The organism is Pseudomonas sp. R1-15 (genome assembly GCF_051132085.1).
Taxonomy (GTDB): domain Bacteria; phylum Pseudomonadota; class Gammaproteobacteria; order Pseudomonadales; family Pseudomonadaceae; genus Aquipseudomonas.
Genome location: NZ_CP071660.1, coordinates 2,516,067 through 2,529,183 on the forward strand (window position 1 = coordinate 2,516,067; position 13,117 = coordinate 2,529,183).

General features: G+C 61.2%; 9 protein-coding genes and 1 pseudogene. 3 read left to right on the forward strand and 7 right to left on the reverse strand.

Going from position 1 to position 13,117, the window contains the following annotated elements:
* The first annotated feature begins 55 nt into the window (after positions 1-55).
* Both J3P97_RS11580 and J3P97_RS11585 read left to right on the forward strand, forming a co-directional pair.
* A complete protein-coding gene (locus J3P97_RS11580; protein ID WP_434568752.1) occupies positions 56-751 on the forward strand; it encodes a hypothetical protein in 696 nt (231 codons plus the stop codon).
* On the forward strand, positions 748-1,656 hold the full coding sequence (locus J3P97_RS11585; protein ID WP_434674200.1) for a hypothetical protein: 909 nt from the start codon (positions 748-750) through the stop codon (positions 1,654-1,656). Before J3P97_RS11580 ends, J3P97_RS11585 begins: the two co-directional genes overlap by 4 nt.
* 30 nt (positions 1,657-1,686) lie before the next feature.
* Here J3P97_RS11585 and J3P97_RS11590 read toward each other — a convergent pair whose 3' ends face one another.
* The 4 genes from J3P97_RS11590 to J3P97_RS11605 form a co-directional block, all read right to left on the reverse strand.
* Positions 1,687-2,217, reverse strand: a complete 531-nt coding sequence (locus J3P97_RS11590) for a cupin (RefSeq protein ID WP_434674201.1) — start codon at positions 2,215-2,217, stop codon at positions 1,687-1,689.
* 188 nt (positions 2,218-2,405) lie between these two features.
* On the reverse strand, positions 2,406-3,140 hold the full coding sequence (locus tag J3P97_RS11595; RefSeq protein ID WP_434568749.1) for a substrate-binding periplasmic protein: 735 nt from the start codon (positions 3,138-3,140) through the stop codon (positions 2,406-2,408).
* Between the two features lie 24 nt (positions 3,141-3,164).
* On the reverse strand, positions 3,165-4,508 hold the full coding sequence (locus tag J3P97_RS11600) for a GGDEF domain-containing protein (protein ID WP_434674543.1): 1,344 nt from the start codon (positions 4,506-4,508) through the stop codon (positions 3,165-3,167).
* Between the two features lies 1 nt (position 4,509).
* Positions 4,510-5,280, reverse strand: a complete 771-nt coding sequence (locus tag J3P97_RS11605; RefSeq protein WP_434674202.1) for a substrate-binding periplasmic protein — start codon at positions 5,278-5,280, stop codon at positions 4,510-4,512.
* 231 nt (positions 5,281-5,511) lie between these two features.
* On the opposite strand from J3P97_RS11605, the gene J3P97_RS11610 reads away from it, so the two are divergent.
* A complete protein-coding gene (locus tag J3P97_RS11610; protein ID WP_434674203.1) occupies positions 5,512-7,248 on the forward strand; it encodes an OPT family oligopeptide transporter in 1,737 nt (578 codons plus the stop codon).
* 264 nt (positions 7,249-7,512) lie between these two features.
* Here J3P97_RS11610 and J3P97_RS11615 read toward each other — a convergent pair whose 3' ends face one another.
* From J3P97_RS11615 to J3P97_RS11625, 3 genes and pseudogenes are all read right to left on the reverse strand, one after another.
* Positions 7,513-7,818: a hypothetical protein gene (locus J3P97_RS11615; RefSeq protein ID WP_434674204.1), complete on the reverse strand. Its 306-nt coding sequence runs from the start codon at positions 7,816-7,818 to the stop codon at positions 7,513-7,515.
* A 145-nt stretch (positions 7,819-7,963) separates the two neighbouring features.
* On the reverse strand, positions 7,964-8,383 hold the full coding sequence (locus J3P97_RS11620; RefSeq protein WP_434674205.1) for a DUF6896 domain-containing protein: 420 nt from the start codon (positions 8,381-8,383) through the stop codon (positions 7,964-7,966).
* A pseudogene (locus tag J3P97_RS11625) lies at positions 8,380-13,037 on the reverse strand (RHS repeat-associated core domain-containing protein). The gene J3P97_RS11620 and the pseudogene J3P97_RS11625 overlap by 4 nt, the downstream one beginning before the upstream one ends.
* Positions 13,038-13,117: the final 80 nt, after the last annotated feature.

The window sequence follows — 13,117 nt, forward strand, 5'->3', positions numbered from 1 at the left end:
ACTGCCGTCGCTGCCGACATAAGCAGCATCGTTTTTAATCATAGGGACTTGATACATGTCTTTTCATACGCTTCGCACCCTGGCAGCACTGACCGTTGTTGCTTGCCTGACACTCACCGGCTGCGCTCATGTCCAGCCTCCGGTACCGCTGGACCATCAATTCTGGGATGCCAAGGAGACCACAGTTGGCGTGGCGATCAACGTGGTGCCGGAACCCGTCCTGGCGCTGACCGGCAACCAGGGTCTGCTGGACCTGGCCATCAACAAAGGCGTCAACAGCAAGCTCAGCGATAATGTCGAAAAATGGCAAGTGCGCGATCTCAACACATTGCCGGATGCCATTGTCGCCAAGTTGCAAGCCAAGGGTTACAAGGCCAAGCGCATCAACGAGCCGGTGGATTTGAACAAGTTCAAGGAGACGAGTTTCCGTGAAGGCTACACCGTCCGCGACCTGACATCGATCAAGGCCACCTACGGTGTCGATCGCCTGCTGCTGGTCAACGTGACAGGGACCGGAGCCACCCGCAGTTACTACAGTATCGTGCCGACCAGCGTACCCATGGCGCAAGTATTCGGACAGGGCATGCTGATCGATCTGGCCGATAACAGACTGTTGTGGTTCAAACCCTTTTCCGTCGTGCAGGCCGCCCAGGGCGAGTGGGACGAGCCGAACTATACCAATCTGACCAATGCCTTCTACCAGGCGATGGATACGAGCCGTCAGCAAATGATCACGCCGTTCGAACAATGAAGCGTGAATTGATCGCGGTCACCTCAGTGGCCCTGTTGATGCTGATGGGATGCGCGCAGAAACCGGCACCTGAGGCCGGTTTCAAATCGCAGGACGCGGTGTCCTACGTCAAGGCCCATGGAGTCAAGGTGGACCTGCAATTGCCGCAGGCGTTTGTGGGAGCCAGCACGGTGGTCGACGCGCAGGCCGCGCAGAAGGCAGCGTCGTCCAGTCATACCCTGGTCGCAAGCTCCGGTAACAGCGCCGGGCTTGCCGGGTTGCTGGTTGCCAGCCTGATCAATACCCAGATGGGCAGTGGCAGCTTGCAGCGCGATGCGGAAAATACCGCCGCCAAGGAGTCGCGCCCGCTGGCGGACCTGCTTGCCGGCGAGCCGTTGCAGGAGCGGTTGCAACAGCGCTTCCAGCAAGCGTCGCTGGTGGCAGGACTCAAGCAGGGGCAGGGGCCGGTCAGCGCTCGCCTGGTGATCGAGCCCAAACTGATGCTTACGCCTGACCGTGGCAGTTTCGTGCTGATCAATCAGGTACAGGTCCAGGACATCGCGGGTTCCGCGTTGTATCGCATGCGCATCGAGGTTTCCAGCCAGCCGATCAGGCGCTGTGGCAAACGCTGTATTGACGACGGCTCGCTGGATCTGGTGCAAGTGACCCAAGTGCTCGACGAATGCATCGACGAGTCGATGCGGGTGCTGGCAACCGACCTGATGTTACCGGTGCCACCAGAGGCGGCCCAGGAAACCCTGCGCTATGTGCTTGACGGCCAGCGTGTGGTCGAGCGCGGCTACCAGTTGGCCAATAACGGTAACTACTGGCGCTATCGCAACCTGTATGGCGCGGTGAAGTCGGTGCCGGTCCCTTTCGAAGACGCGCTGTCCCAAGAGCAGTTGCAGAAGGTCTACGGTCGTTGACCGTGGATCGTTGCGAAAGGCTGCGAAATGTCAGCGTTGGCTCCGCCAATATCGACTGACAGCACCCTTGGCGCCTTGCACCGGATCCTGATCAGGAAACGGTAGCGCGTCGATGTTTGCCAGTTGCGCCGCGCTCGGCGCTTCGCGACAGATGTCGGCCTGCTGGCCCGGTGGGTACGCTCCGACGACCAGGAAATCTTCGCTGGAACCCAGGTTGCAATGCCCGGTGCCAGCAGGCAGCAGCAACACGTCGCCTGCCTGGACGTCGATCACTTGGCCATCGGGGCCGCCGATCATCAAGCGCGCTTGACCGCTGGCGACGCCCAGAACTTCGTGGCCCTCGGTGTGGTAATGGTGGAAATCGTAGATCCCGTAGCGCCATTGCGGTGGCCAGCCGTTGCTGCGGAACATCTCTTCCAGATGGGCGGCCAGATCACCTGCCTGGGCAGCCATCGCGTCACGGTAGATGATCACCGGCAGGCGCGGATGGTTGGGTACCCAATCGTTGCGTTCCAGCATCAGGGTCTGAATGGACGCCGATACCCAGTTCAGTGTGCTCATCGATACATCTCCATCGCGGTAGCCGAACCCAGGAATGTGGGAGCGAGCCTGCTCGCGAATCGGTGTGACAGACGACATTGATGTCGAATGTGCCGCCGTCTTCGCGAGCAGGCTCGCTCCCACAGAATCTAATGGGCTAGACGATGTTTGCGATGCGAGAGTTCAACGTCGCTGACCGGTGCCGCTCGTCAACGCTTCTCCTTCATGATCCGCTCGACTTCGCCCGACGCCTTGAGCGCCTCGAACGCGCGCTGGGCACGGGCGACCGTTTCGTCCGGTGTGCTCAGGCTGAAAGCCAGGTAGACCCGGTGGGGCTGTTCGTCGAGGGCATAGACTTCCTCCAGCTGATTGAAATCCATCTGGGCATCCTGGCTCATCAGGCGTGCCGTGTTCTCCGGCATCGGCACCAGTTGGACCTGACGGTTCAACAGTTTCTGGAAGTTGTCGTGGTTGTTCGCCGACACGACCAGACGACTGAAGCCACGTTCTTGCAGATAGATCTGCTTGGCGTCATTGCGTATCACGCCGATGCTGTACTGCTTGGCCTCTTCAAGGTTGCGGACAGTGATGGGGTCGGCGTCGCGCAGCTTGTAGAGCCGGCTGGTGGAACGATGGATTTCACCGACCCACTTGAACAGCTGTTCCCGGGCCGGGGTGCGATCGAGTGGGAAAATCAGCACGTTGGGTTCGCGCAAGGCCATCTCATAAGCCCGCGCCCAGGGATACAGGGCCATGCGGAAATCGCTGAGGTTGGCCTGTTGCAGCGTGTCGGACGCGATATGGATGCCGGGGCCGACGAGTTTGTCGTCGCGCAGATACGCGTAAAGCGAGTCCTCGGTCACGACCTCGATCGTTTCGGCCTGGCTTGTGAGGCTGATCAAGGCCAGGAGTACGCAGGAGCAGAGCATCAGAGAGTGGCGCATACAGACCTCGACGTTGATGGGTCTTCAGAGGGAGACGCGGTTGCGTCCCTGGTGCTTGGCCCGGTACAGCGCCTGGTCGGCGCGTTGCATCAGTGGATCGAAATGATCCATGGTCTCGGGGTCCAGCTCGGCGACGCCGATGCTCAGGGTGACGAAGGGCGAGACCGATGAGCCGCTGTGGGGCAGCTTGCGTTCGGCCAGGGCGGCGCGCAGCCGCTCGGCTGCCTCGCAGGCCTGCTGCGCGTCGATGTTGGGCAGCACGACGACGAATTCCTCGCCACCCACCCGTGCGGTCAGCTCGCCGGAGCGCCCGAACACGTCACGCAGGGTTTCGGCTATCTGTTGCAGGCACAGGTCGCCGTTCATGTGGCCGTAGGTGTCGTTGTAGATCTTGAAAAAATCCACGTCGCACATGAGCACCGCCAGCGGCGTCCTATGACGCATGGCGCGGCGGAATTCGACTTCCTTCAGTTCGTCGAAGTGGCGACGGTTGGCCAGGCCGGTCAAGGCGTCGTGGCGGGACAGGGCTTCGAGGGCCTGGTTGGCGGCCTTGAGTTCCGCCGTGCGCGCCTCGACCAGTTCGACCAGTTGATCGCGGCTGGCGGCGATCGCCAGTTCGTCCGAACGCTGGCGTTCCAGGTGCGCGTGGAGATTGTCCTGCAGTTCGTTGACCTGGGTTTCGAGCAGGCTCAGTTCGTCCTGGCGGTTGACCGAGCGCTGCAATTTGAGGTGACGCTTGAGAGTTTGCGGAGCGAGCTCACCCAAATGCCGGGCGATATGCACCACATGGATGGTCACCAGACGGTTGAACATGGTCATGACCAGCCCGGCCAGGAGCATCGATTGGATGATTTGCGTGATGACGATGGTGCGCGCTTCGCCCCACAGGCGCTTCCAGAGCAGTTGATTATCGCCCTCGATAATCAGCTCGCCGACTTTTTCATGAGCGCCGAGATAGGGTTGCGCGATGAGCTGGCGCTGCAACACCGGTGCCGAGCCGGCGTTACCGGTGGTGTAGCGGTTGAGTTCGATGATTTCCGGTGAGCGGCCGGGCCGCAGGACATTCAGGACCACGCGTCCGACCGGCGCTGCACTGGCGACACTGTTGAGCTGCTTGTCCAGGGACTCGCGATCCATTTCCCAGATGGCGTGGGCCAGGGTGTCCTGGAACACCTGGTCAATCAGCCCCAGCTCGGAATTCATTTCCGCCAGGTTGCTTTCCCAGGCCAGCCAGGTGCGCCATGTCACCATCGCCACGGTGAAAATCAGGCAGAACAGCAGCGTCGCGAGCACCAGTCGACGCCCCAGGGAGCTGAGGGCCTTGGCCTGTGGTCGTTGAAAGGGCGCCGGGGCGAAGTTGCCGTCCATCTCATAACCACTTGCGCGCGATGGCATCGTAGACGCCGTTGCGACGAATGGCCTCCAGGCCGGCGCGGAATTTCTCGACGGTTTGCGCCGGCGTGTTGCGGCTGAATGCCATGTTCAAGCCGTCGGCGCTGCTCAGTTCGGGCAGCGGCAATGACCGGATGAGGACCTTTTCCGGGTCTTCGCCATTCTGCCGGGTCAGGTACAGCGCGTTGAGTTCGTTGGAAATCCACAACTCCACATGATCGACCTTGAGCTTGCGGTAGTTGTGTTCGTATTTGGTGCTCGATTGCAGATCCTCGCCGATGCGGAACCCCTTCGAGACCAGGTATTGCTCGCCGACGTCCTGATTGACGGTCGCGATCTGGTGCCCATGGGCATCGGCCAGGGAGCTGAGCTTCACTGGCCGCTCAGCCAGGGAGTAGATGTACCACTGGGTCGGGGCGATGGCGCCGATCCACTGGAAAAGCGCTTCGCGTGCGGGCGTGCGGACGATCGAATAGATCAGGACGTTGCTTTCGTTGAGCGCCAACTCGTACGCGCGGGCCCAGGGCATGGGCTGGATCGACGCCTGGACGCCGATCTCCTTGAGCACGGCCTCGACGACCTCGGTGCTCATGCCGGTCACGCGTCCGTTCTGCGTCATGTTGTAGGGCGGCAACTCCTCCGTGACGATGCGCAGCGGCGGCTCAGCCGCGATGGCCAACGCCGACCCACCTGCAAGCAGGAGCACCAGGACGCCAAACATCAGTAAGCGGTTAAGCTGCAAAGCCATTGATCATCACCCTATGCGACCAGCAGAGCCTGACGAGGCCGGAGGGCCGCCGTCACACAGGTTATCGGCCAGGTGGAGGGCTGCTTGAGGAGAGCGTTCGATTGTCGGGGCTGACGGCTCTATCCCGTGGTCGCCAGAACCATCGCAGGTGAACCTTGCGTCGATACAGTACTCACTTGTCAGGTAGTTGCCTCGGCTGAGGCGACTGTTTTTTGCCGATAAGGAATTCGCATGGACCAGATTTCGAGCCCGCATGTCCTCCCCGTCGAACGCGAATTCAGCCCGCGCGCGGTCATCACGGGGATCGTGCTTGGCATCCTCCTAACGCCCTCCAATGTCTATGCCGGACTAAAAATCGGCTGGTCGTTCAACATGTCGATCATTGCCTTGCTGGTCGGCTACGGCATCTGGCAGGGCCTGGCCAAACGCTCGGCGGCGGGGCTGCCGTGGACGTTGCACGAAAGCAACATCAACCAGACCGTTGCGTCGGCAGCGGCGTCGATCATCTCCGGCGGGCTGGTCGCGCCCATTCCGGCGTACACCTTGCTGACCGGCCAGCAACTGGACGCTGTGCCGATGGTTGCCTGGGTGTTTTCGGTGAGCTTCCTGGGCATCTGGATTGCCTGGTACCTGCGGCCGTCATTGCTCAATGACAAGGCGCTGAGGTTCCCCGAAGGCATGGCGACCCTGGAAACCCTCCTGCACATCTACAACCATGGCCAGGAAGCCGCGACGCGGCTCAAGGTGCTGCTCGGCGCGGCGCTGCTGTCCGGGCTCGCCAAGTGGGTGGATACGTTTTGGTGGACCATCCCGCGTTGGTCGCCGAACGCCCAGTTGGAGCGCCTGACCTTTACCGCAGACCCTTCGCTGTTGCTGGTGGGGTTCGGCGGCATCATCGGCATCCGCGTCGGCCTGACCCTGCTGCTCGGCGCGCTGCTGGCGTGGGGCGGGTTGGCGCCGTGGCTGCTGGAAAATGGCCTGGTGCAGTTACCGCCCGGCAGCAGTGGACCGCAATTTGCGGTGCTGGTGGAGTGGCTGCTGTGGCCGGGGGTGAGCCTGATGGTCTGCTCGACGCTGGCTTCCCTGGCGATTCGCCTGTGGGCCTTGCACGGTTCCACCAAGGCCAGCGGCGCGGCGACCTGGGTGATTCCCAAGGCCGGCCCCGCCCTCGGTTTCCTATTGTCGATCTTTCTGGTGGTAAGCCTGCAAGCGCTGTTGTTCGGCATCAATCCGTGGATGGCGCTGCTGACCATCCCCTTGGCCATCTGCCTGGCGGCGGTGGCGGCCCGTGTGGTTGGCGCCACGGGTATTCCGCCTATCGGTGCCATCGGGCAATTGTCCCAGTTGAGTTTTGGCATCGTCGCCCCGGGCCAGGTGCCGATCAACCTGATGAGCGCCAATACCGCGGGCGGTTCGGCCGGGCAATGCACGGACTTGATGAACGATTTCAAGGTGGGCCGAGCGATCGGCGCCACGCCGCGCAAACAACTGCAGGCGCAGACCCTGGGAATCTTCATCGGCAGCATCGTCGGCGTGCTCGCTTACCTGGCGTTGATCCCCGACCCGCAAACCATGCTGCTCACCGAAGAATGGCCGGCCCCGGCGGTCGCCACTTGGAAGGCCGTGGCGCAAACCCTGACCCATGGCCTGGACTCGTTGTCGGCGAGCATCCGCTGGGCGATCTTCATCGGTGGTTTCGCCGGCTTGCTGCTGGGCATCCTCGACAGCCTGCTGCCGGCCCATCGGGCCCGCTACCTGCCAAGCACGGCGGCCTTGGGCCTGGCCTTTGTCCTGCCGGCCTCGGTATCGCTGATGATGGCCCTCGGCGCCGTGCTCACCTGGCTGGTGAGCTGCCGCTGGCCAAGCCTCACGGAACGCTTCGCTATTACGGCAGCGGCGGGGTTGATTGCTGGGGAGAGCATTACCGGGGTAGGGGCGTCGTTGTGGGAGATGGTTGGGAATATGTGAGTAGGGGGTGTTGAAAGATTGATCTGTGAGCGTTACTGGCAGAGTTATTTGTTGGGCTTTCCCCGTAGCTTACATATTCCTGCAACCCCCGTGGCGAGGGAGCTTGCTCCCGCTGGGCTGCGTAGCAGCCCCTCTCAACAGCCCTCGGTGTGTCTGGCTGATTGGTAGTTCTGATGACATATCCAGTCCGCTGTGGGAGCGAGCCCGCTCGCGAAAGCGGTTATAAGTCAGCATCAATTCACTCCTAAGTCTGTCGCCGATGTCCTATTTTTTAACTTTATTCAACGCATTTGCTAATGCTTTTTCCAGCTCTATCCAGTTTCTTGCGTTTTCAGAGTGTACTGGGGTGTCCCAGTTGGATTTTGATAACAGAACGACTCTAAAGTGACCCTCTTTACAAAATTCCGGGTACCACCCGATATCTAAAATTTGATCCGAAGGGAAGCTGGCTTGAAATAAATCCTCTTTCAGGTCGTCTATGAGCTGTGATAGCTCCTTTGTTTGATTTAAATGCGAAATATCATCAAATGTTATCTTTCCGCCAAGCTGGTATATTTTCTGAGTGTTCATCGGTTATTTTTTCTTGGTGTACTTTTTAAATGATTCTTTGGGTATGGTGTGAAAAGGGGACGGATTTATTAAGTGAAAAGGGGACGGATTTATTAACGCCTTGAAAGGGGCGGATCTATTAAAAATAAATCTGTCCCCGTTTTTCTCAATTGTTTTTCGATAAGCAATAGAGGCCGCTTCGGTCCTCGGGCATTGGTTCAAATCGACCTGATGCGACATATTCCCGAAAATCCAGCTCCAGAACTTCTTGGCTTTGATACCTAGGATACTTTTTTGGCAGCTCGGTGGCGTAAAGATAAAGACGCCATGCATCAAAACCATCTATTCTACCGCCGGGACCGTAATCGAAGTTTACGAGTACATGCGGTAGGTTCACAGCACACCCTGCACCGTGAAGTTCGTAGGTTATTTTTTTCTTTACAATCCCGCAGCGTTTTATTTGTCCGCTGCGCCATAGCCGTAAAATAGACCGTGAGCCAAACTTCTCTTCGAGCAAAGAAGTGGCTTCATCGACGCTTGAGAGGAAGTCAAGAGCTAGCTCCCCTAGGTTTTCTTTATCTTTCATCTTCTACGCTGCTCCAGTCGATCAAAACCAACACTTCTTGCCGAGTCGATAACGTCATCAATGCTGTTTGGTGTGGTTTTGTGGCCAGCAATGTCTTTGATAAGCATCAAGGTGACCTTGGTTCCTGTTTGTCTTGCAGCGGCGGCTCGATGATGACCATCCAAAATATATAGACTGCCGTTATGCTCGGCGACCTCAATAGGGAAACTGTCATCGTAACCACTCTTGCGCATATTGTTAGAGAGAGTCTCTACTATTTTTCTCGACGTCTTGCCTGATATTGCATGTGTTCGGTTCAGTAACGTCGGATCAACATTTTGAATAATAGGAGACGAAGGCTCACCCTCATCCACTCCAACCTTAGCCGCCGGATCCTGCTCGCCAACCGCCGGCTTCTTACACCCGTCGCCCGGACAGCCTTCCAACCCCAACGGATCCACCCACCCCGTCGGGTTCAGGGTGTACCGGTACCCATTGAGCCCACCCGCCAGCTTGCTCGGGTCAGGCGTGAGATACCGCCCCGTGTCCGGATTGTAGTAGCGATGCCGGTTGTAATGCAGGCCGCTTTCCAGGTCGTGGTATTGGCCTTGGAAGCGCAACGGTTGGGTCAGTTGTTTGCCGGCGCCGTGGGCGAGTTTGGTGAGTTTGCCGTAGCCGGTGTAACGCGCCGCCCAGACGATTTCGCCCTGGTGGCTGGTCAGTTCCTGGGGTGTGCCGAGGTGGTCGTTGTGGTAGTAGAACGGCGTGGCGTTGTTTGGGCCTTGGCCTTCGAGCAGGGCGAGGGGGCGGAAGGTGCCGGGCTCGTAGACGTAGCTTTGATAATGGTGATCGCTGCTTTCGGCGATGAGCTGGTCGCCTTGCCAGATGAATTCGGTGGTCTGGCCGTCCACGGTCTTTTCGATGCGTCGGCCGAAGGCGTCGTAGCGGTAGGACGTTTCGTTACCGTCCGGGGTGGTGAGGCCGATCAGGCGGTGCTGGCTGTCGTAGCGGTATTCGGTGACCAGGCACTGGGCTTTGCCGCGGCGCTCGCGGACCAGGTTGCCGTAGGCGTCGTAGTCGTAGTGGCGATCGCCCTCCATCAGCAGGCGGTTGCCCTTGAGCGTGGTCGGGCCGGGGCGGTCGTGCAGCAGCAGGTTGCCGGCCGGGTCGTGGGAAAAGTGCTCGGGGGGCTGGCTGTGGGCGTAGTCGATGCGCAGCAGGCGATCTTGCGGGTCGTAGTGGTAGGCGCGTCGGTTTCGGGTGTCGGACAGCGTGGCGAGGTTGCCGTTGGCGCTGTAGGAATAATCGCGCCAGAACAGTTGTTTCTGCTGGGTCTGCCACACGGTCTGGGCCTTGAGGCGGCCCTGTTCGTCGTAGTTGTAGTCGCTGAGCAGCAGGCCTTGCTGGCGCTGGCGCTCGCGGGTACCGGTGAAGCGGTGTTCGGTCAGGCACTGGCCGTTGAGGTCGATGGCCAGCAGCGCGCCGCCATAGAGGTGGCGGTAATTGAGGGTGCTGCGGTCGGGCAGGCGGCAGTAGGTCAGCCGGCCGGCCTCGTCGTAGCGATAGTGCAGGGTGGCCCAGCCCTCATGTTCGGCGACGAGGCGGTCCTGGTTGTCGTATTCGTAGGCCAGCGGCCAGTGGCCGTCGTCGACGCTGACCAGCCGGCCGAGGGCGTCGTAGCGGTACTCGACCGGTTTGCCGTCGGGCAATGTTTTGCGCAACAGGCGGCCAGCGCTGTCGCGCTGATAAGCGGTGAGCCGCTGGCTGCCATCGGCACCGAACTCGGTCTTTTCCAGCAGGTGGCCGTTGAGGTCGTAGGCGTAGCCGGTGCGCTGGCCGTCGAAGCCGGTTTCCTGTCGGATCAATCCGTTGGGCGTGTAGGCCAGCTGATATTTTTCGCCGGATTCATTCTCGATTTCGGTGAGCAACAGCCGCGCCGAGTCGTAGCGATACTTCAGTTCGCTGCCATCGGGATTGAGCCGCCGGCTGATCAGGTGCAGGTCGTCGGCGTATTCGTAGCGGGTGATGCGCCCCAGTTCGTCGCGTTCGGCGGTGACCTTGCCGTAGGCGTTGTAGCTCCAGGCGCGGGTGGCGCCGGTGGGCAGGGTGGTTTCCAGCAGGCGGCCGACGGCGTCCCACTGGTAGTGGGTGATCGCGCCATGTTCGTCCCGGCGGGTCAGCAGCCGTCCCAACGTGTCGTAGGAAAAACTCCGCTGACTGTCGTCGGGCAGGGTTTCTTCGGTCAGCTGGCCCTGGCTGTTGCGGACAAAATGATGGGTGCCGCCGTCCGGATAGCGGATCGAGAGCAGTTGCCCTTGGGCGTCATAGGCGTACAGGGTGCTGTGACGATCCGGGTCGATGGCCTCGATCACATCACCCTGGGCATTGCGCCGGTAGGTCCACACGGCTTTGCCGCGCTGTCGGGCGTGCAGGAAGCCGTTGCGGTATTCGTAGGACGTCGGCTCGCCTTCAGGCGGAATCAACGCCACCAGCCGTCCGGCTTCGTCGTAGCGGTATTCGGTCACCGCGCCCAAAGGATCCTGCTCGGCGGTCAGCCGGCCCTGCTGGTCATAGGCTTTGAGCTGTTCGCCACCAGCGGGATCGACCTGGCGCACCAACCGTGCACGGTCGTCGTGGACGTACACCTCCTGGCTGCCATCTCGATGCCGGACCGTGACGCTGCCGTCCTCGCCCCAGCTGTAGTGGCTGTCCATCTGCGCGAAGGACGCCCAGTGCCGCACGCAGCGCGCCGCTGGGCCGAGGCCTTGCCATTCCCAGTAAAAACTCGCGCCGCCGGCCAGTTGCCGCTGGAGGATGACGTGCTGGTCGTCGTAGTCGTAGCGCTCGCTTTCGCCGGCGGCATTGGTCGCCTCGATCAGTCGGAAACGGCCGTCGTAGCGGTAGGTCACCAGCGTCTGTTCGGTGCGCCAGGCTTCGTCCGGATGCTGTTGCGGGTCAAAGCTCTGATAGTCGATGGCGACCAGGTGACGATGCTCGTAGCGCAACCGCAGGCCGCGTCGGGCGCCGTTGTCCAGGCGGCTGATGTCGCCATAGATGTTGCGCTGGACGGTCAGGCGGTTGTCGTACCGATCGCTCAGCGCCGTCAGATGACCGTCGCGAAAGTGTAGGAAAGGGGCGTCTTCGCCGGGTTGGGCGATGATCAGTTCGTCCGGCTCGCGGCTCAGGTAGATCGCCGCGCGGGCCAGGCTGTTGTGGATCGCCGGGCGCTGAAGGTTGGGGCGAGGAAAGGTGGTGCGGCGGTTTTCCTGTCGATCCAGATCACCTGCTCACCCTCGATCACCAGGCGATGGGCCAGGCCATGGCTCCAGCCACGGCCGAGGCCGATGTCCAGCCCGGCGGCGCTGGTGCGGTAGAGGCGGGTGAAGACGAAGGGCAAGCGCCCGTCGAGGGTGCCATCCTCCAGGGTCAGCAGTTCCTCGCCGGTGACCATCGACACCGGGCAGCCGTCGGTGCGGGTCTGGGCGGCGCTGTCGGCGGGGTCGCCGTTGGGGTTTTTCGAGGGGGCCGGGGCGTCGTCGTGGGGTTCGTCTTTTTTCAGCGTGGTGTTGCGCTGCGCGTCCCAGCGCAATTGCATCCGGCCTTTTTTCACGCCAGCGGCAATGCCTCGCGCCGCCACGGTTTTGTAGCGGTCCACGTAGGCCATGAACCCGTTCACCACCGCGAAGATCGCCCGGATGAAACGTGTTACGGCGTCCAGTAGCCGGGCGCTGTGCCGGACCAGGCGCAGCGACAGGTAGGCAATCCCGGCGCCCGCCCCGGCGAAGGTCAGGACCACGCCGATCAGCAGGTCGATCACCAACTGCACGACCACCATGGACAACGCTTTGGCCGTGCCGCCGGCCACTTCGCTGGGCGGCAGCATGTCCAGCCAGAGACTCGCGGTGCGCACCAGCAGGCACAGCGCCGCTTCGTCGCTGGCGAGCAATTGCAGCTTGGCCATCACCAGCGGGGACGACTCGGCAAGTTCGACCAGGTCCGCCGCACCGCTGCCCAACTGATCGCCAAACCGGCTCGGGTCCTTGAGGATGTCCGAGAGCAAGCTGATGCTGTCCCACACGCCCTCGATGGCCGCCCAACCGCCGGCGAGCAGGCCATTGCCCACCGCGGCCGCCGACGTCGCCGACGATTGCTGCGCCCATTGCGGCTTGAAAACCTGCCATTCGCTACGCAGCCAGTCCGTCAGATCAGCAGTCAGGCCGTTGTAGGAAGAAAACAGGTCCTCGATCTGCCTGGGGGTGACTTCGCTTTGAACGTGAACCCGGTAGTAGCGACCCGCTTCGCCTTTGAAGGTCCCGACACCCTGAGCATCCAGCTGGACGGGGGTGACCTCGCCGCTGTCCACCGACACTACATCCACCACGATGTCGCCGAGCGGAATGTCGTACACCGATTCGAGCTTGCTCTCGATCGTCAGGACCCCACCCTTGGGGCACCGGGCCACGGTCGAGTGGAAATCACTGTCGCGGCTGCTGACCGTCGTGGCGCTGCCACCAAAAAGAAGCACCCGTTCCATGCCCATCAGCGAAGGCAAGTCGGCCGCCTGGCTGGCCCGGTCCGCCGCACGGGCGTACCAGCGGTCGAGTTGTTCGCGGTAGAGGGAAAGGCTGTCTTTGAAGCTGTCGAGTTCCGCCTCGATGCGGCGCACCTGATCCATCAGGAAGCGGCTTGTTCAAAGGCCGGCAGGAAAAATCGGTCGAACATGGGCAGGCGTCTCGCGAAAAATCGGGTGCGCGA

What these genes read in the sequence shown, in the direction of transcription:
- J3P97_RS11620 (WP_434674205.1), bottom strand. Translation starts at nt 8,383, where the DNA reads ATGAAAGATAAAGAAAACCTAGGGGAGCTAGCTCTTGACTTCCTCTCA.
- J3P97_RS11595 (WP_434568749.1), bottom strand. Translation starts at nt 3,140, where the DNA reads ATGCGCCACTCTCTGATGCTCTGCTCCTGCGTACTCCTGGCCTTGATC.
- J3P97_RS11600 (WP_434674543.1), bottom strand. Translation starts at nt 4,508, where the DNA reads ATGGACGGCAACTTCGCCCCGGCGCCCTTTCAACGACCACAGGCCAAG.
- J3P97_RS11580 (WP_434568752.1), top strand. Translation starts at nt 56, where the DNA reads ATGTCTTTTCATACGCTTCGCACCCTGGCAGCACTGACCGTTGTTGCT.
- J3P97_RS11615 (WP_434674204.1), bottom strand. Translation starts at nt 7,818, where the DNA reads ATGAACACTCAGAAAATATACCAGCTTGGCGGAAAGATAACATTTGAT.
- J3P97_RS11585 (WP_434674200.1), top strand. Translation starts at nt 748, where the DNA reads ATGAAGCGTGAATTGATCGCGGTCACCTCAGTGGCCCTGTTGATGCTG.
- J3P97_RS11610 (WP_434674203.1), top strand. Translation starts at nt 5,512, where the DNA reads ATGGACCAGATTTCGAGCCCGCATGTCCTCCCCGTCGAACGCGAATTC.
- J3P97_RS11590 (WP_434674201.1), bottom strand. Translation starts at nt 2,217, where the DNA reads ATGAGCACACTGAACTGGGTATCGGCGTCCATTCAGACCCTGATGCTG.
- J3P97_RS11605 (WP_434674202.1), bottom strand. Translation starts at nt 5,280, where the DNA reads ATGGCTTTGCAGCTTAACCGCTTACTGATGTTTGGCGTCCTGGTGCTC.